The organism is Gracilimonas sp. BCB1, from assembly GCF_040117685.2.
Lineage (GTDB): Bacteria > Bacteroidota > Rhodothermia > Balneolales > Balneolaceae > Gracilimonas.
Map to the genome: position 1 here is coordinate 233486 of NZ_JBEDYP020000013.1, position 17532 is coordinate 251017.

Annotated in this window: 14 protein-coding genes and 1 tRNA gene; 6 read left to right on the forward strand and 9 right to left on the reverse strand. The window is 44.7% G+C overall.

From position 1 onward, the window contains the following. Window positions 1–16: 16 nt before the first annotated feature. On the forward strand, window positions 17–1741 hold the full coding sequence (locus ABFW99_RS10290) for a DUF885 family protein (RefSeq protein WP_349353411.1): 1725 nt from the start codon (window positions 17–19) through the stop codon (window positions 1739–1741). A gap of 74 nt (window positions 1742–1815) precedes the next feature. Here the strand turns inward: ABFW99_RS10290 and ABFW99_RS10295 are convergent, their stop codons facing one another. From ABFW99_RS10295 to gatB, 7 genes are read right to left on the reverse strand one after another with little or no spacing between them, the layout of a single operon-like run. Next, window positions 1816–2871, reverse strand: a complete 1056-nt coding sequence (locus tag ABFW99_RS10295; RefSeq protein WP_349353412.1) for an acyl-CoA reductase — start codon at window positions 2869–2871, stop codon at window positions 1816–1818. Continuing rightward, window positions 2872–3870, reverse strand: a complete 999-nt coding sequence (locus tag ABFW99_RS10300) for a LuxE/PaaK family acyltransferase (protein ID WP_349353413.1) — start codon at window positions 3868–3870, stop codon at window positions 2872–2874. It lies immediately after the preceding gene. Next, on the reverse strand, window positions 3867–4793 hold the full coding sequence (locus tag ABFW99_RS10305) for a hypothetical protein (protein ID WP_349353414.1): 927 nt from the start codon (window positions 4791–4793) through the stop codon (window positions 3867–3869). Before ABFW99_RS10305 ends, ABFW99_RS10300 begins: the two co-directional genes overlap by 4 nt. Before the next feature lie 4 nt (window positions 4794–4797). Beyond that, window positions 4798–6075 carry a phosphoribosylamine--glycine ligase gene (purD, locus tag ABFW99_RS10310; protein ID WP_349353415.1) on the reverse strand — a complete coding sequence of 426 codons (1278 nt, stop codon included), beginning with the start codon at window positions 6073–6075 and terminating at the stop codon, window positions 4798–4800. A gap of 3 nt (window positions 6076–6078) precedes the next feature. Then, window positions 6079–6846, reverse strand: coding sequence for a triose-phosphate isomerase (gene tpiA, locus ABFW99_RS10315; protein ID WP_349353416.1), 768 nt, complete (start codon window positions 6844–6846; stop codon window positions 6079–6081). Window positions 6847–6861: 15 nt separating this feature from the next. Continuing rightward, on the reverse strand, window positions 6862–8223 hold the full coding sequence (locus ABFW99_RS10320) for a TlpA family protein disulfide reductase (protein ID WP_349353417.1): 1362 nt from the start codon (window positions 8221–8223) through the stop codon (window positions 6862–6864). A gap of 22 nt (window positions 8224–8245) precedes the next feature. Then, on the reverse strand, window positions 8246–9694 hold the full coding sequence (gene gatB, locus ABFW99_RS10325) for an Asp-tRNA(Asn)/Glu-tRNA(Gln) amidotransferase subunit GatB (RefSeq protein ID WP_349353418.1): 1449 nt from the start codon (window positions 9692–9694) through the stop codon (window positions 8246–8248). Window positions 9695–9856: 162 nt separating this feature from the next. On the opposite strand from gatB, the gene ABFW99_RS10330 reads away from it, so the two are divergent. The 5 genes from ABFW99_RS10330 to ABFW99_RS10350 all read left to right on the forward strand — a co-directional run bounded on the left by ABFW99_RS10330 (window position 9857) and on the right by ABFW99_RS10350 (window position 15211). Beyond that, complete coding sequence (locus tag ABFW99_RS10330) at window positions 9857–11302, forward strand: T9SS type A sorting domain-containing protein (RefSeq protein WP_349353419.1); 1446 nt, start codon at window positions 9857–9859, stop codon at window positions 11300–11302. 51 nt (window positions 11303–11353) lie between these two features. Beyond that, window positions 11354–12160: a dienelactone hydrolase family protein gene (locus tag ABFW99_RS10335; protein WP_349353420.1), complete on the forward strand. Its 807-nt coding sequence runs from the start codon at window positions 11354–11356 to the stop codon at window positions 12158–12160. Between the two features lie 105 nt (window positions 12161–12265). After that, complete coding sequence (locus tag ABFW99_RS10340; protein WP_349353421.1) at window positions 12266–12664, forward strand: hypothetical protein; 399 nt, start codon at window positions 12266–12268, stop codon at window positions 12662–12664. An 11-nt stretch (window positions 12665–12675) separates the two neighbouring features. Further along, a complete protein-coding gene (locus tag ABFW99_RS10345) occupies window positions 12676–15003 on the forward strand; it encodes a T9SS type A sorting domain-containing protein (protein WP_349353422.1) in 2328 nt (775 codons plus the stop codon). Between the two features lie 124 nt (window positions 15004–15127). Continuing rightward, window positions 15128–15211, forward strand: a tRNA-Leu gene (locus ABFW99_RS10350). A gap of 323 nt (window positions 15212–15534) precedes the next feature. Here ABFW99_RS10350 and ABFW99_RS10355 read toward each other — a convergent pair. Both ABFW99_RS10355 and ABFW99_RS10360 read right to left on the reverse strand, forming a co-directional pair. Continuing rightward, on the reverse strand, window positions 15535–15978 hold the full coding sequence (locus ABFW99_RS10355; protein WP_349353423.1) for a Calx-beta domain-containing protein: 444 nt from the start codon (window positions 15976–15978) through the stop codon (window positions 15535–15537). A gap of 43 nt (window positions 15979–16021) precedes the next feature. Next, window positions 16022–17524 carry a RagB/SusD family nutrient uptake outer membrane protein gene (locus ABFW99_RS10360; protein WP_349353424.1) on the reverse strand — a complete coding sequence of 501 codons (1503 nt, stop codon included), beginning with the start codon at window positions 17522–17524 and terminating at the stop codon, window positions 16022–16024. Window positions 17525–17532 lie beyond the last annotated feature (8 nt).

The window sequence follows — 17532 nt, forward strand, 5'->3', positions numbered from 1 at the left end:
TAACAAAGCGGGAGATATGCAAAAATTTTTACTGACCTTTTTTACCTCACTTTTATTGTATTCTGTCCATTTTGAAATTCAGGCTCAGTCCTCCTTTTCTTCCATTGACGATGCCATCATTGTATATCAGGAAGATCATGGTGCTTTGTCACGAAAATATTCTGTTGAATATTCAGACCAGTACTTTTCACGCTTTGAAGATTTTTATACCCATTGGCTGACTTATCTGAATAAACTTAGTTTCTCGGAGTTGACACACCCTCGTAAAGTGGACTTCCTCCTTTTTAAGAATGATCTGGAGCGCTCTTTATACTTCCTGAAAGCCGATCAGGAACGGTTTAATAAACTCGTTGATCGTATTCCTGCGCCTGCTGAAATGATGGAGTTTATCGCCGAGCGTCGATCAGGCACCTCCATGAATGGAAAAAAAGTAGCGGTACGTTTTAATAACTGGAAGGCTGCAACTGTTTCACTTCTCGAAGAACTGGATCAAACACCTCTTCTTTCCAAGCGGCAAGCCGGCTTGGCTGCAGAGATCATCGAAGAGCGAAGAGAGGGCCTTACCGAAGCGTATGAGTTCTACTACGGTTACGATCCTGATTTCACCTGGTGGGTAGAGAAACCCTATGAAGCGTTAGATACTTCTCTTGAAGAATACGCTAAAGCCCTTGCTCAGCATTATGATCAAAAACCGGGAGATGATGATGGATCCGGAATAATTGGCAATCCTATTGGTGAGGATGAAATTATTCGACGATTAGGCTTCGAGATGATTTCCTATACACCTCAGCAGCTTATTGATATTGCCAACGAGCAGTATACTTGGACCTATAATGAAATGCTGAAAGCCTCCCGCGAGCTGGGTTATGGCGATGACTGGAAGGCTGCTTTAGAGTACGTTAAAACAACCCATGTCCCGGCCGGGGAACAACCTCCGTTAGTAAAAGACTTAGCCGAAGAAGCCGTCAGCTTCCTCGAAGAAAGAGACCTCCTGACAATTCCTCCCCTCGCCAAAGAAACCTGGCGCATGGTGATGCTGAGTCCGGAATGGCAGAAAATAGCTCCTTTCTTTTTGGGCGGAGAAGTGGTTCGTATAGCCTACCCCACCAACACGATGACCCATGAAGAAAAAATGATGAGTATGCGCGGAAACAATCCACACTTTTCGAAAGCTGTAGTTCATCATGAGCTCATTCCCGGTCATCACCTGCAACAGTTTATGACCCGCCGATATAAAACCCACCGGCGAATGTTCTACACTCCTTTCTGGACGGAAGGCTGGGCCCTGTACTGGGAGTTCGTACTGTGGGAAAAAGATTTCCCTGATAATCCGGAAGACAAAATCGGGATGTTGTACTGGAGAATGCACCGTGCCGCCCGTATTGTGTTTTCGCTGAATTATCATCTCGGAAACTGGTCTCCACAGGAATGTATTGATTACCTGGTGGATAAAGTGGGCCATGAATATGCCAATGCCGAAGCGGAAGTCCGCCGATCTTTTGAAGGTAACTATGGACCACTTTACCAAATTGCATATATGGTTGGGGCCATGCAGTTTTATTCACTGCGACAGGAACTGGTGGAATCTGGCCAAATGACCGAAAAGGAATTTCACGACACCATCCTCCAAAATAACAGCATGCCGGTCGCAATGGTAAAAGCCTTGCTTACTAACCAGGAGCTGAGTAGAGACTTTAGCTCTGACTGGAAGTTTGGGGATTATATTGAAGGGATGAAATAGAGAATCCTGGCAATCCTAAAATCCTGTAAATCAAGGTTCAAAAATAGAACCGTGATTTATGGGATTGGTGGGATTTACTTGATTAACCGTTCTATCACATCCACCCCATCCGGTTTCCACCAAAGGTTGGGACGCTGGGCGGTCGACAGATCTTCCGTCTCTATCCCGGCTATTTCTTTGCCAGTGGTATACACCGATTGTACCTTCCTCCCGAATTTAGTTTTTAACTTGCTGACTTTCTCATCTCCTCCTTGCACCCAGTTTACCGTAAAGTCGGTATCCGGCAGATCTTCGGATTCTTGTATCAGGAAATTTTTCAGCCAAAGCTGCTTTCTTTGTACGGCTTCGTTGTAAGCATATTGGTATCGTACATCCGGAGCCGGTTTTAAATGCTGAGGATTTTCACTCCAAAATCGTCTTATGGCTTCTTCAAGTTCTTCTTTCACTTCTTCCAACCCAAAGTCGGCTACAATAACCGCTACCGAACGACAGCCTTTGCCCCCGTATCTCAGCATGGCTTGCACCAGCTCCTGATTTATTGACTCATTCCAGTCTTCCAGATAAGCAATGGAAAATTTGGCCGTTCGTATGATATACTTCGCTTCATCCTTTGTTGCATTCAGGTCCGTCACTTTAGCTTTCACATCAGGAACTGATTCTTCAGAGCCGGCAAATATGACCTTATCAGCTTGTAAGCCTTTAAAGTCACTCAAATCCGTGGTGTACTGAATGTGCTGATCTAAACCTGCCTTGGATATTCCATCTAAAAACGACCCAAGCAAATACGGATCTTTGCGGGAGAGTTTTCCATAATAATCAGCGCCGGAGAGGATTGTGCCCAAAGCGGTTTGAAATCCCACCAGAGGTAAATTACCGGCATGAAGGCACAGCACTTTATTGTCTTTTGCGTTTTTTTGATCACTTAAACCTGCCCGTTCTACCCACTGCTCAATTTCATTATTTTGAATGTTTTCTCTTAACACGGAAAGCTGGAATTCAATGTCTTGCCGGCTGAACAACCCTTCATCCCCGGTTTTCCGTATGGCTTCCTGCAGTACATTGTTTTCAGGGTTGAGCCATTTATCTGCAGCTTGTCTGACGCATTCGATATGTTTTTTAAGCCAGCTCATTCAATCCTGATCTATTAAGAAGTTACAGCCACGGAGGTTTTCTGGGTTCCAACGCCCGAGTACCTGAAATTTGCCATCATCTCGCTGCAGTCCTTTATCACCGGTTAAAATAAAGGAACAGGAATAGAGGTTTGCTAAATCCATCACCCCGATTAACCCCTCTTCACCATATTCTACTTCTTCCATCGGATTTTTGGGATTTCGAATACTCACCTTCATCCACGGCACGCACTCAAACCATTCCCCCTCCCGACTGTAAGCCTGACTTAACAACTCGGCCATTCCGTATTCGGAGTGAACTTGTGACTTCGGCAAGCCGAATCCTGAAGCCAGTTTTTCATGCAAAGCAGCTTTGGTAATTTCCCGCCGGTGCGTTTTCATACCGCCCGTTTCCAGAATTACCGAATCTTTGGGAAGCTTTGTTTCCCCTTTTTCCAACATATCCAGCAAGCCGAAAGCTGCACCAAACAGCATCAGCTTTTTTTCAGATTTTTGGACTTTATCTAACTCTTTATGATCAATCGGTTGATCAAGATCCAAAAAACGACTCAGACCGGATGTCTCCCGCTCTATGAGCGCATTCAGCATCCATATGAGTGATGAGTTCGGGTTTTCGATATAGCCCGGCGTGTATGCCCAAATCACATAATCATCCAGTTCATAGAAATGCTTCATTCCCCGGATAATCGATTGTCGATACACCTCCGGATCGGGGACAAGGTGTCTGCTCCGGCTCATTCCTGACGTGCCACTGCTTTGAAATTCTAAATTTTGAGTTTTAGATTTTGAATTTTCAGAAGCAGTGAGCACTTCGATTTCTTTGAAGGCCTGAATGGGTAGTAAGGGTATTTCTGATGCAGAATGGATTTCACCGATTCCGAGGGCCTGGCAGAAACGTTGATAAACGGGATTATTATTTCGCTGAAATTCAAAGACTTCAAGAGCCTTCTTTTCAAAAGGGATTCCTGTATCAAAAATTTCTTCCGGAGTTATCATCATTCAGAAATGGAAAGTTTATATAACTCATCAGCGCTGAGAATAAACACCACTCCCTCCAACACATGCATATCTACAGCTTCAAATTCGGAGGTGAAAGGAATAAGCCGCTTTTGCTTTGAGCGGTTTTCAAATTCAAGACGGTCAGAATAGGCCTTCCAGATTCCTGATTCTGATGCAAAAAGAGCTTTTACATCTTCAGCAGGATAAAACCCATCGTAATTGCCGTTCAAAGATAATCGATGGATTGTTTTTGATGATTTGTCGAGAATCAAAATTTCCCGGGAAGTAACATTCATCTCATCCACAGAATTAATCTCAGACGAAATTCTAAACTCATCCAAGAGATTCGAATCCAAATCAAAACGGCGGATATAATTCCCGGCCTCATCCACAAAAAAGACTTCCCCTAATCCATTTACAGCTATCTGAGTCGGGTTATATGGGCGATTATTTCCGAATGCATCGCTGGCGGAAATACTGCTCAGATATTGTCCGCGCCGGTCAAAAACCTGAATACGACGGTTATTGAAATCAGAAACAAAAACTTTTAATCCGTTCGTAGCGTCCACATCCACCGGCTTACTGAACTGGTAATTTCCACTTCCTTTTCCTCCGATCGTATCCAGTACCTTTCCGCTGTGATCCAGCTTAAGCACCCTGTCTTTGCCCTGTTCAACTATGTAAATTTCATTTTGGGTGACATATAGAGAAGTGGCTTTCTCAAGGCCGGAGTGGATAGGTATTAATGATTGCGCTTGTAATGGTTTGAAATAGAGAAAAGTTGCTGCAAGAATTACTATGAAAGCCTTGAAAAAGTTCGTTCCGATGCAAAGCGATCGGCACGAGTGGTAAGATAAAGAAAACTGAATCACATCCCGGATTGAGACCAGATCAATGTTCAATGTTGGATGTTCCGTATTCAATGTTCTAATGTTTGAGGCCTTTCGCCCCAATATCGCTTCGGTAGTAGGCTTTGTCAAAAGCTATTTTCTCTACTTCTGTATAGGTGTTTTCAATAGCTTCTTTAAGATCTTTGCCTGATCCCACCACATTCAATACACGTCCGCCGTTGGTAAGAATCTGATCACCTTCAGTTTTGGTGCCGGCGTGAAAAAGAATAGCATTTTCAACTTCGTCCAGACCGGTAATTACCTTTCCTTTTTCATAGGATTCGGGGTAACCACCTGATGCCAGAACCACACAGCATTTCACTTCATCGTCAAAGTCTATGGATACAGTGTCCAGTCTGGATTCGGTACAGGCCACGATCACTTCCAGCATATCGGCCTTTAAGCGGGGTAGAATTACCTGACATTCCGGATCGCCGAACCGGCAGTTATACTCGACTACTTTGGGGCCTTCTTTGGTGATCATCAACCCGCAGTACAGAATTCCGGCATAGGGATTTCCTTCTTCTTTCATCCCTGAAATGGTCGGTTCAATAATTTCTCGTTCTACACGATCCATAATTCCGGTTGAAACCACAGGCGCCGGAGAATAGGCTCCCATTCCACCGGTATTTAAACCCGTATCGCCTTCACCAATTCGTTTATGATCCTGGGCGTTACCGATTATTTTGTACGACTCTCCATCCGAGATGGCGAAAACCGAGGCTTCTTCCCCGACCATAAATTCTTCGATTACCAATCGGCTGGCTGCATCTTTGAGGGAATTACTGGTTTTCAGTTCTTTCAGTACTTCTATGGCCTCAGCTTCAGTTTCAGGGATAAATACCCCTTTTCCACCGGCCAGCCCATCAGCCTTTAGCACCACCGGGTATTTTCCTTGCTCTTTAATGTAGTCGGCAGCTTCATCAAAATTGTCCTGATCAAATACTTTATATGCTGCTGTCGGGATATTATGCCGCTGCATGAATTCTTTGGCAAATTCCTTACTTCCCTCCAGCATGGCCGCCTGTAGTTTCGGGCCAAAAACAGGATGGTTCTTCGTTTCCAGGAAGTTGGCAATGCCATCTACAAGCGGCTGTTCAGGTCCTACCACGGTTAGGTTGATATCATTAGCCTCAATAAAATCCCACACTTCATCAAAATCGCTGATGGAAAGGTTTACGTTCTCTCCCACTTTCGCTGTCCCGAGATTTCCTGGAGCAATGAACAGCTTATTTAGTGAAGGGGATTTAGCCATGGCCCACGCCAGTGCATGTTCACGTCCACCGCTTCCGAGTAACAGAACGTTGTATTTCATAGCTCAGGAAAGTTCTTCAGCAATGGTAATAATTTCAGAGAAGCTCGCAGCGTCTAAGCTGGCTCCGCCTATCAGTCCGCCGTCTACATCGGGCTGACTCAGCAGCTCTTTAGCATTCGCCGGCTTCATACTTCCCCCGTACAGAATATTGATTCGTTCGGCGGTGTCTTCACTGTACAGCTCAGCAATCACTTTTCGGATATGTTCGTGCATTTCCTGAGCCTGCTCCGGTGAGGCTGTCTCGCCTGTGCCTATAGCCCAGATGGGTTCGTATGCAATCACCACATCCAGCACATCATCCTCAGAAATATCGAATAAGGCTGCTGTTACCTGATTCTTAACCAGGTGGAAATGTTCATCTGACTTTCTTTGATCCAGGCTTTCTCCCACACAAATAATCGGAGCCAGTTTATGCTCAAGGGCTTTGTGGGATCGCTTGTTTACCGTTGTATCCGTTTCCCCGAAATACTGCCGGCGTTCAGAGTGACCGATAATCACGTAATTACATCCGCTTTCCGCGATCATGCTTCCGCTTACTTCACCGGTATAGGCTCCGTTTTCTTCAAAGTGAAGATTCTGGGCTCCTACCTGAATATCGGTGTCATGCAGATAATTCACGGCCATCCCGATAGATACAAAGGGTGGACAAACCAGTACATCTACATTTTCGTCGACATCGGCTTTCTTTTCTTTGAGTCCTTCCAGCAGTTCGGCTGCGTCGTAAGGGCCACAATTCATTTTCCAGTTACCGGCTATCAAAAATCTTCGCATGGTGTGAATGGTTGTTTAGCTTGGTGAATTACTGTTATCAAACGCTTTGTTCAATCCCTGAATCACTTCTTCAAATTCGCCGCGCTCGTACTTTCGGATCAGGACCCCGTTTTCATCAATCAGTAACCGGGTTGGCACCTGTACGACATTGAATTTCTGTATGACATCCTGAACATCGAATGAACCGATTTCAGCTACAGACCATACCTTACTGCGTTCTTCGAAAAACCCTTCAACAGTAACCGGGCTTTCATCCAGTGGAATGGTGAAGATTTTCAACCCATAGTTTTTATAAATTTCATGAATAATTACGGTACGATCGTAATCATTCTGATACTCAGGGTTTGCGAAAGGCGAAATTTCCAAAATATACACATCCCCATTCAAAGAGCCATTACTCACGGTATCTCCGGCCAGGGTTACAAATGAAAAATCAGGGGCCTGAACACCCGGAGCCAGGTAGTTCAGATCGTATCGGATTCGGCGGGCCCATTTTTTTGACCCGGAACCCGTGTATTGATCTTCATAGCTGCTAAGCAGTGTTTTAGCTTCTTTTACACGGGAGCTGTCAAAATACATCATAATCTTATCCCGCTTAATGGCTTCTTTCACAGATTCTTTGTTTGAAATCTGAACCAGCGAATCCAGGTAATCAGAAGCGGCATCAAAGCCTTTGGTTTGAGCGATGTACGGCTTGGCAAGGGATAATGCAACCGATACGGTATAATCATTCGGAAGTGCAGCGTCAATTCTTTCTAACATCGTAATCTGGTCAAAACTACTTAAGATTTGAGCCGATTTTTCTACTGCCAGATAAGCCGCGAATGTATTTTCATGCTTTTCGAACACTTCCCAGTATAAGTCGGACCATTTCTTTACCTCATCAATGAGTTGCGAATCAGGAATGACCCCGCTTCGGGCAAAAGCACCTATTCGCTGAAATCCCCGATTAACCCGGGCCAGGGTTTCCATGGCTTCATGCTCGCGGGAGCTAACTTCTATGGTTTCATTCAGGCCCGGAAGCTCTCCGGTAACCGTCAGCGTATCGCCGGCAGCCAGAATCACTCCTAAATTACCGAGATTGATCTCATTTCTGCTGATGATCATATTGTAATAACTTTTCTCAGGGAAAGTAACGTCGCCCATAAAACTGCCTGCTTCATTCGTAAGCTCATGGAACAGGGTATCAGCCTTTGCATTGGCAGAATCACGGGTCACAATAGTTACTCCGATACCCGAAAAATCATTACTGTCGTCAACAGAATCAGCTACGGTAAAGGTGCCTTTTACAACGGTTTTCAGTTCCCGGGGCTCGTTAGAGCAAGCGGCCATTAACCATACTAATGCAACTGTAGAATAAAGTGCGAAATGTCTCATGTTAAACCTAATGACTGTATTTTCAGTCGTCTAATTTTTTTGAAATTAAATCTTTAACCAACTTAGGATTAGCTTTTCCTCGGGACGCTTTCATTGCCTGTCCTACAAAGAAACCAATCAACTGTTTTTTACCATCCTTATAACGTGCAACCTCATCGGGATTGTTGTCTATTATTTCATCTACGATGGGTTCGAGGAAACCGGAATCGGAAACCTGTATCAGGTTCATCTCTTTAGCCAACGCTTCCGGCTCTTTGTCTTCTTCCAGCATCGCATTAAAAATCTGCTGCATGGCTGAAGAATTGATCTTGTCTTCTTCTTTCAGCTTAACCAGATCCGAAACCCGTTTTGCTGAAATGGAAAACTCACGAATGTCAATGCTTTGCTCATTCAGTACCCGAAGCACTTCACTCAATACAATATTGGAAGCAGCCTTGGGATTTCCGAGGTGCTCCACTACTTCTTCATAGTAATCGGCCAGGTACCGGCTGTCGGTGATGGTTACCGCATCGTCTTCACTCATCCCGAATTCTTCCATGAATCGCTTGCGGCGAACATCGGCCAGCTCGGGCAGTTCTTCGCGGATTTCATTCAGCATCTCGTCCGTTACGATGATCGGGGGAAGATCCGGCTCGGGGAAATAGCGGTAATCATGCGCTTCCTCCTTGGAACGCATCGGCCGGGTTTGCATTTTGGAGGTGTCCCATAAACGGGTTTGCTGCACTACTTCCCCGCCATCTTCAATCAGTTCAATCTGACGATAAATTTCATATTCAATGGCCTTTTCCACATTCCGGAACGAGTTCATGTTTTTAAGCTCTGTACGGGTTCCGAACTTTTCCCTGCCGCGGGGACGAACAGATACGTTTGCATCACAACGCAAGCTGCCCTCTTCCATATTCCCGTCACAGATTTCCAGGTATTGAACGATCTGCTTGATCTTGGAAAGATAGGCGTAGGCTTCCTGTGGCGTTCGGAGATCCGGTTCGGATACAATTTCAATAAGCGGAGTTCCGGCCCTGTTTAAATCCACCAGCGTGTTGTAAGGATCCTGGTCGTGCATCGACTTCCCGGCATCCTCTTCCATATGAATGCGGGTGAGCCCGATGCGCTTGTCGTATTCTTCCAGGCTAATGTCCACAAAGCCGTCAAAACAAATGGGCGTATCGTACTGGGAAATCTGGTAGCCTTTGGGCAGATCCGGATAGAAATAATTCTTTCGGGCAAAAATAGATTTTTCAGCCACATCACACTTGGTGGCCAGTCCCATTTTAATGATATAGCGAACCAGGTTTTCATTTACAACCGGTAGCGTTCCCGGGTGACCTAAACAAAGCGGGGTAACCTGAGTGTTGGGAGCTCCGCCGTATTCGGTTGTAACCGGGGCAAAAGCCTTGCTTTGCGTTAACAATTGGGCGTGAACTTCGAGGCCGATCACCGCCTCGTACTTCTCGTGGGCAATAGTGCTCATTAAAATTTTGTGTATCAGGATTTTTCAGAGCCTGAAAGATATTAAAGTTGAGGGTTAGTTTTGAATGTTTCTTACAGAAAAGAGCCAAGCTTGTAACTAGTGCTTTGCAGGTGAATAATTGCTTCGTATCTGTTACTTTAAATAAAGACAAACCTGTCACTTATGAAGAAGTACCTACTCATACTCTCTTTCGCGTTATTTGGAAGCTCACTTTCTTTTGGGCAGACTACGATTGAGGAGCAGTATTTCCATGAGTTAAAAGGCATGGAAGATTCGAGTGGAGTAACACATTTATTTTACCGGCAATATGTGGCCAGTACGTTTCAATGTTCAGAAGGAAATGGCGGACATTTGGTTGACAACAGAAGCAATGATATCCGACATTTTAACACAGAGAATAAGTCCGATTCTTTAAAATTCAGGGATGGATGGTCAGAATGGTGTATTGATGGTTATTATGATGGAATGCACACAGTCTCTTATACCTTCTTTGATAATGATCCAGACAAGTGGATAGTACAGGGAGGATATCAATGTTACCGTGGTATCTCAGATTATAAAAAAAACTATTTTTCTCTTCTATACGGCTGTGTGATTAAGCAACGGCCAAAAAGCATTTCTATAAAAAATTCCGAATCGGGTTTAATTCTTTCCCCAAACCAGGACTCAGTTTATATCGATTTTTCATCCTATTTAACCATTCCACTTTCAACTTCTCCCGAAAATTGGCCGAAAATTTCAGAAAATGACCATGAAGGTTTCGAACACTTTTTGGACAGTGTGGGTGTAAAATGGAATATATTAAGCATCCACCCCAAAATAGACTCTCTTTATTTTGGCAAAGGAGGTAGTGGACATCTTTTCAGAAGTACTAATTATACCGGAAATTTCAAACTGGCTGATTCTTCAGGATCGCATACAAAATTAGCATTTGATGCTGACTCTTCAACCATCTATTCATTGGTTACGGTCAGTCAGAATTCAGAATTTAAACGAAAACTTTTGATCTCCCGAAACCTTGGAGTTGAAGATTCCTGGAGCCAACTTTCAATTCCGGAAACAGAAACAAGATTTGAGTTTATTACTACTGACCGTGTAGTTCCAAATCAGGTTCTATTGGCAGATTCAAATATTGTTTACTTGTCAGATAATGCCTGGGAAAGCTTTAATGTCGTTTATAATTCTGAGGATGCAATCACCGGCCTCTACAAAAAACCAAATTCCAATATGCTTTATGTGCTAACCCGAAAAGAGCTTTTGGAAGTTAATACAAAGACGAAATCTGTAACTTCTCTAAAGCAAATTCCCGTTAGTAATGAGGAGAATCCTACCGATATCCCAAAGCAAGTCTCCCTCAACCAAAACTACCCCAACCCCTTCAACCCTTCTACAATGATAAGGTATCAACTGGCGGAGAACAGTTTGGTTCGTTTGGAAGTGTTTGATGTGACCGGGCGAAGAGTAGCGGTTTTAGTGAATGGAGAGCGGAAAGCAGCAGGAAGCCATCAGGTTACCTTCGGTGCCGGAAATTTGGCTTCAGGAGTTTATTTCTATCGTCTGGAGACAGCCGGACAAACACTCACCCAAAAAATGCTGTTGGTGAAATGATATTCTGAATTCATAGGTTATTCCATTATCCCTTAATCAAATGCCTTTGCTATGAAATCTGCTCTTCTTTCCATTTTCGCATTTCTTTTATCTGTATCCGTTTTTGCCCAGGATTATGCCATCCAGCAGCTGGAAAATTCACCCCGGCACCATGAATGGGTGACCATCGAATCCAATGGCCGGACTCTGCATAATTTTGTGGTTTACCCTGAGACTTCTGAACCAGCACCGGTCGTAATTGTCATTCATGAAAATCGGGGACTCAATGACTGGGCACGAAGTTTTGCCGATCAGCTGGCCGGTGAAGGTTTTATAGCTGTTGCGCCTGATTTAATTTCAAATACCCTGGAAGGCGTCGAGAAAACCGGCGACTTTGAGACTTCCGACGCGGCCCGTCAGGCTATCTACAATCTCGGACCTGATTTTGTAACTGCTGACTTGATGAACGTGCTTGAATATGCCAAAACCATCGAGGCCGGAAATGGGTCATTTGCCGTAGCTGGTTTTTGCTGGGGTGGTTCTCAATCCTTTCGGTTTGCCACCAATGCCGGTGATGCTATAGATGCCGCCATGGTGTTTTATGGGACTGGTCCGGATGCCGAAGAAGCCTACAGCAATATTCAGGTTCCGGTGTATGGGTTTTATGGCGGCGATGACCAGCGGGTGAATTCCACCATTGTAGGGTCAGAAAATGCTATGGAAAAATTTGGAAAAACTTATCAATACGAAATCTATGAGGGCGCAGGCCATGCTTTTATGCGTCGCGGCGACAATCCTGATGCTGGTTCTGACGATCCGAATGTAATAGCGCGAAATAAATCCTGGGATCGATTAGTTACTCTGTTGAATGATCTTTAAATGATTAAAAAACCGGCAATACAACGCTTCAATATTTACGTAGTCATTAATGATGAAAAGATTGTACTTTTTTGAAAAGTTAAGTTCAATAAATCATTATCCGTTTTGAAAACCCTTGCATATATCGTTTTGGCTGGCCTGTTAACAGCAAGCTGTGCTTCTTCCGACAAGAAAAGCACTCCAAATAACCAAACGTCATCTGACGTACAATCCCTAGCCACCCAACAGGATTCACTGGTAACACAGCCTTTCAGTGTAGAAGCTGATACAAGCGGGCTAACCAAAATTACCGGTCAGCTGAACTACACCGGCAACGAGCCTTTTACCCGTCCGGCTATATTCGTTTCCGGTTCCGAAGCGTATATACTCATCGGCGATGATACCTTTATTTCCAAAACCTTTGACGAACTGAATGGAAAGCGGGCTACTATTTTCGGCAAAGTGAGGAAGTCACAAAACTCAGCTGAACTGGAAGTGCACTTTTATAAATTGAGCGAACAATAAGATTTAGAATCATGAAGAAATTATTACTACTCGCCACCACATTCCTCTTATTCACCTCATTTGCTTTTGGGCAAGAGAAACGCGCCACAGATGTACCTGCGGTTTCTCAGCAACAACCAAAAAGCTTTACGGTTCACGTTAGTGATAAGCTGAACAACAGCGAACTTATGCAACGTTTACGGGCAGAATCCTCAACCCGGCCGAGCCGCAACAAATCCATGCTTGTGGTTGATGAAGAGGGCGATGAACGAACGTTTTACGTCTATAACTTTCAGGCAAGTTCATCCAATAACCTGGTTTTTGACATGAAGACCTTTCGTCTGATTCGAAAAGGCAGCCTTACTCAGATTTGGTTTGAAGTGGCTGAAATTGATAATGGTCATTTAAACACGGCCGTGGCTGATACGATGTTCAAATATTTGGAGGAGCAATCCAACCCAAGCTCATTCGATCCTAATAAAGGCATTATTGAACTCAGCAACGAGTATTTGGGTAACCCTCCTAATTATGATGGAGATAACGTGGTTGACTTCCTGATTACGGATATACAGGACGGGTGGAGCCCATCCGAAGGCGGAGGATTTACAGCCGGATTCTTTTATGGTGTTGATCAAAACCCGGATCCCGGACCGGGGGGAAGCTATCGCTCCAACGAACGGGATGTTTTATACATCGATTCTTATCCCGGCATCTATAACAACGGCGAAGCCAATGCAACCAAACCTTTGGGGACTCTATCCCATGAGTACCAACATCTCATCCATTATAACTACAACAGCGGCGTACAGGGTGAACTCACTTTTATAAATGAAGCCCAGTCCAATTTTGCCTCTTTACTCAGCGGATACTTCCCGCACTCCAGTTATGGAAGCTACCTCGCCGATACCAACGTCCCCCTTTTTCAATGGAATTCAGGCGGAAATACCCTTCCTGATTATGGCCGGGCTGCTTCTTTTGCCAGCTATATGTGGGACCAACTTGGATTTGAGAATTCCGGAGCCTTAACCCAAAATTCGCTGTCCGGAAGAACAGGTATTGAAGACACCTTTTCGGACCTGCAGGCGCCTTTTAGTTTTGAAGAGTTTCTGGTGAACTGGGGAATTGCCAACCTCATTAATGCAAAGCAGGTAAATGATTTTTACGGATACGAACACCCCTTCCTCTCCAGCCTGAGAGCAGGTATTAATTTCGAAGACCCTGATATTTCATCTGAAGAAATAGCTGTTGAAAGCGGAGCTATCGAATACATAGGGTTTCAGCAAAGCAAAAACCTGGAAATAACGGTTTCCGCCTCTAATACCCAGACTACAGAAATTCGGGTTATCACCGAAGCAAATAACAATGTTGAAATAAACTCTCTGAACAGCGGAGAAATATTCACTTCACCAACAGACGACGTTATTGATAAGGCATATATCATGCTGGTTAACACCAACACAGGAACCAGTGAACCGGCAACTTTTACGGTCTCTTCTTCCGGGGAGCTCGCATATAACCTGACTACGGTAAATACCTACTCGGATACTCCCAAATTCTACTGGCCGATACCCTATAAAAACAGTTCAAATGTGGGGCGGTTTGGCTTCAGTAACCAATATACCATTGGTTTTGATGCCCTGGTTCACTCTCTTGAACTGTATGTTGTAGGCGGACAAGGTGCAGAAGGAGAGCAAATTGGCGTTAAAGGAGAAGGAACCCTTCGGTTAGCTGTTTATTCAGATAACAATGGTGCCCCCGGTGAAGTATTGGCTTCCGATTCTTTAGACTTTTCTGAAATCGGAACCGGCTGGCAAACTTTTAATGTAACCGATTGGGACCTCAATGTGGAGCAAGGCCAAATCGTGCATGTAGCTTATGAAGTGATAGTGCCTGTCATTGACCGAGATAGTAATTCTATTCCTCTTCGGCTTGATGATGGCAACGGAACCCAGGATGTGACTCATGTTATTACAGACCCAGGCGAATTCGAAGATATGTTCACCGACGACGATACCAACGGACAACACGGAGTCTGGAATAATTTGGTTCTGGCTGAAGCCATTATAACCGATACAGAAACGGAGACTGCTCAGCCAAATAAATTTGTGTTAAGTCAAAATTACCCAAACCCGTTTAACCCAACCACCAACATCAATTTCAGCCTGCCCCAAACAACGGATGTACAACTAACCGTGTACAGCATGCTGGGGCAGAAGGTGGCTACATTGGTCAATTCAACCCTGACGGCCGGTGAACACTCCGTTAGCTGGAATGCTCAGGATATGGCCTCAGGACTATATATTTACAGAATTGAAGCCGGTGATTTTTCCCAAACCAAGAAAATGATACTGATGAAGTAACTATAATCCTGATTACAGATACACCAAAGCCCCGACTTAAGTGCCGGGGCTTTTATTTTATTGAATTTCTGTTATGAATTGAATTTGAATTCTCTTTATCTTTGAAATCTGTCATTCAAAACAAGCCCGAGTGGCGGAATTGGTAGACGCGTGCGCTTCAGGTGCGTATGCCCTTACGGGCGTGGAGGTTCAAGTCCTCTCTCGGGTACTTTGCCCCGCAAGATATTGTTCTTGTGGGTTTTTTTATGCCTGCCTTCCCAAACCACTTCATCACATTATACTGCCTCTCATCACATAGGCTTTTGACAGGAAAAGACAATGCTTTAGCTTTTCAACAGAGCTTGATGCCTCCGCGCTTTTCAACTAAAAAAGGTTGTAGCTAACCTAAACATAGTAGTATCTCGTGGCATCAGGCTTTTTTTATGTCTTTCAGCCAACGAGTATTCCATCCAGCACACTTTTCCGAACAAAAAAAGTCATGCTCCTTTCGAAGCATGACTTTCATCTTTAGTTTAGTCTGTCAGATTTAAATTAAGAGCCAAAGATGAAGGTAGTAGACTGATCCAGGTTTGGAGCAGCGGTTACTTCACCTGCATCTTCCAGGTTTAGCATCAGGGTTACTTCCTCCCCGGATGCCAGGTTGCCATCTATGAGATTTATGGTAACTGTAGCTGTGCTTGTTCCAGAAGCAATGGTTGCTGAAGAAGAAGGCAAGGTGTAGTGGGTTCCGTCAACGGCTGTTGAAGATCCATCCACGCTAAAGCTAACCGTAAGATCTGATCCTCTCTGCTTTCCGATTAGTTGTATAGCTACTTCAAATGACCCGCTGTTTTGGTTTGCTTCCTGCTGAAGAGGCTTAAACTCAATTTGAGCAGGGCCACTGAACTTTTTCTCTACATCACCTTTGTCGAAGAGGCTGTCGCAACTCACAACCAGAAGTGGTATCAGTACAAGTATTAGTGCTTTTATTTTCATTGTATAATGTTATTAAGAATTAAAATTTTGGCTGAACCATGAATTAGTTGTATCCGGGATTCTCCACCAACAAATCGTTTACATTGATTAGTCCTGAACCCAAATCTGCAAGAATTCGGTAAGATTCGGCTCTCATTTTAATAGAACCGTCCGGATTCCGAACGTCGCGGGCCAATCGCTTCAGGTCGTAAAATCGGTGTCCTTCAATGCTTAATTCTCTCATTCGTTCTTCCAGGATGAAATCTTGGAATGCATCTAAATCGGTTAGCGCCGAAGCAGGAACCACACCGGCATTTCGGGCATCACGCAGTGCTTGCAATGGTGCCACCCCGGCAGCCGCGCTGTTGGCATCTTTAGCCAGTGCTTCCGCCCGGATCAGATACATCTCAGAAACACGCATCATCGGCAAATCATCTACCGACTGCCCTTTACCACCATTAAACTTAACACTGGCCAATCCTCCGGAATTTACCTGATCGCAGGCGGTTGGAGATGCCAGGCCGGTGTTGATTTGAGTTTGATCGCATGACAGGTACCATCCATTCCGGAAATCACCGGCACCATACTGATCAATAAGGAACTGAGTTGGTAATTGAGCCAAAAAACCGTCTGATGTGTAAGTGGCCGGTCCGTTATTTGAGAAGGTTCCGTTACCTGTATTATTCTCTGTATCAGGATTAATAACAAGTTTAAACAGAGCTTCCGGATGGTTACCCCCGCCGGAACCCTCAAAAAACATGTTGGCTATTGCTTCCTGAGTATCCATCAGGGTGCCGGAAAAATTGTCGATGGCATTTTGAGCAGCTGTGCCCGCCGCCGCCCAGTTACCGGCATACAGATTAACACGGGCTGTCACACCATCCACAAAGGCTTCGGTGACATACGTGTTATCAGAGTTAACTCCGGAAAGCAGGGTCTTTGCCGTGCTCAGGTCTGAAAGGATTTGTGTATATACATCATCAACTGTACTTCTCGGGCGCAAGTTGGCATCAGCCACATCCAGCACCGGTTCCGTTCGGATGATTATTCCGGCATTCCAGTTAGCCTCCGGTCCCACACCAAAATTACCGGGCTCATACCCATACACACGGACCATATTGTGCATGACAAATGCCCGAAGTGCCAGTGCTTCCCCCCGATACTGATCCAGGGTGGCTGCATCAATTACACCATTTTCCACCCCGCTGACCATCAGGTTGGCATCCTGTATAATATCATACAAGTCCCAATTGTCAAGATGGGTGGTTCCACCGCTGGTTCCGGTAGCCGAGTTCAATGCCTGATATCGGGTTGATCCCGGACGATTGCGTGTTTCATCAGCGAAAGCACTCGGCCCGACAAAATAACCGGTGGTCATATCAAAGTTTTCTCTGATTTTTGAATACATCGATGCTCTCAGGGCGTTTACCCCATCTTCAGTTGAAAGCACTAATTGCCCTGAAACCGATGTGGAGGGTTCCACACCGTCCAACAAGCTGTCACAGCCGGCAAACCCTGCCACTAACACTGCAACAAGTACATATTTTAATGTCTTTAAGTAGTTCATTTGTTTAC

Bases quoted from the DNA above. Each gene is read 5' to 3' on its own strand.
- tpiA (WP_349353416.1), bottom strand. From the start codon at position 6,846: ATGCGAAGATTTTTGATAGCCGGTAACTGGAAAATGAATTGTGGCCCT.
- ABFW99_RS10330 (WP_349353419.1), top strand. From the start codon at position 9,857: ATGAAGAAGTACCTACTCATACTCTCTTTCGCGTTATTTGGAAGCTCA.
- gatB (WP_349353418.1), bottom strand. From the start codon at position 9,694: ATGAGCACTATTGCCCACGAGAAGTACGAGGCGGTGATCGGCCTCGAA.
- ABFW99_RS10355 (WP_349353423.1), bottom strand. From the start codon at position 15,978: ATGAAAATAAAAGCACTAATACTTGTACTGATACCACTTCTGGTTGTG.
- ABFW99_RS10300 (WP_349353413.1), bottom strand. From the start codon at position 3,870: ATGATGATAACTCCGGAAGAAATTTTTGATACAGGAATCCCTTTTGAA.
- ABFW99_RS10295 (WP_349353412.1), bottom strand. From the start codon at position 2,871: ATGAGCTGGCTTAAAAAACATATCGAATGCGTCAGACAAGCTGCAGAT.
- ABFW99_RS10335 (WP_349353420.1), top strand. From the start codon at position 11,354: ATGAAATCTGCTCTTCTTTCCATTTTCGCATTTCTTTTATCTGTATCC.
- ABFW99_RS10290 (WP_349353411.1), top strand. From the start codon at position 17: ATGCAAAAATTTTTACTGACCTTTTTTACCTCACTTTTATTGTATTCT.
- ABFW99_RS10345 (WP_349353422.1), top strand. From the start codon at position 12,676: ATGAAGAAATTATTACTACTCGCCACCACATTCCTCTTATTCACCTCA.
- ABFW99_RS10320 (WP_349353417.1), bottom strand. From the start codon at position 8,223: ATGAGACATTTCGCACTTTATTCTACAGTTGCATTAGTATGGTTAATG.
- ABFW99_RS10360 (WP_349353424.1), bottom strand. From the start codon at position 17,524: ATGAACTACTTAAAGACATTAAAATATGTACTTGTTGCAGTGTTAGTG.
- purD (WP_349353415.1), bottom strand. From the start codon at position 6,075: ATGAAATACAACGTTCTGTTACTCGGAAGCGGTGGACGTGAACATGCA.